Origin of the sequence: Pectobacterium brasiliense, from assembly GCF_013449685.1 — a bacterium.
Classification (GTDB): Bacteria; Pseudomonadota; Gammaproteobacteria; order Enterobacterales; family Enterobacteriaceae; genus Pectobacterium; species Pectobacterium brasiliense_A.
Genome location: NZ_JACDSF010000121.1, coordinates 1 through 562 on the forward strand (window position 1 = coordinate 1; position 562 = coordinate 562).

Below are 562 nucleotides of genomic sequence, written 5' to 3' on the forward strand. Positions count from 1 at the left end.
GGTAATATGCAAAGCTATTTAGTATTCGGCAGGGAAATAAAAATAGCAAAACAATAGTCTCTTTGCTAAGAGTCTGATTACGTTTTTTATGTGACAGAAATATTAAATTTTTATTTCAGTATGGACATTGCTTGCTGGCTGTCATAGCTTACTATTTTACCCCATGAGAAAGGTAATAAAATGAGTGAGATATCTAGCCTGTCCCTGAAGATTTCCCCAGAGCTGAAAGAAAAAATCAAAGCGGCTGCCCTGGAAAACGAAGTATCTATCAGTGCAGAAGTCAGTGCCCGATTACTGAGAAGTTTCGATGAAAGCCACCAGACCGCTGAGTTGTCTTCTGAATTAGTGGACAGTCAGGGTACAGAAGAAGTCGGAGCAGAAGCGCCGTTGACGCAGAAAGAACTAAAGAAAGTTCGGGAATTGCTGAAGGGTAAATCCAAAGCGGCTTCCAAGAAAAAGTAATACTGAAATGTGACGTTGAATCTCTGATTGATTCAAAAAGTAAATAATAAAATTAAATCACCCAGAGGTCTTGATAAAAGACCCTGTAAATCATTCTGTG

The 562-nt window shown here is 38.8% G+C and carries 1 protein-coding gene; it reads left to right on the forward strand.

Annotated elements, in window-relative coordinates:
• The first annotated feature begins 180 nt into the window (after positions 1-180).
• A complete protein-coding gene (locus tag H0248_RS21550; RefSeq protein WP_180787430.1) occupies positions 181-462 on the forward strand; it encodes a hypothetical protein in 282 nt (93 codons plus the stop codon).
• The last annotated feature ends 100 nt before the right edge of the window (positions 463-562 follow it).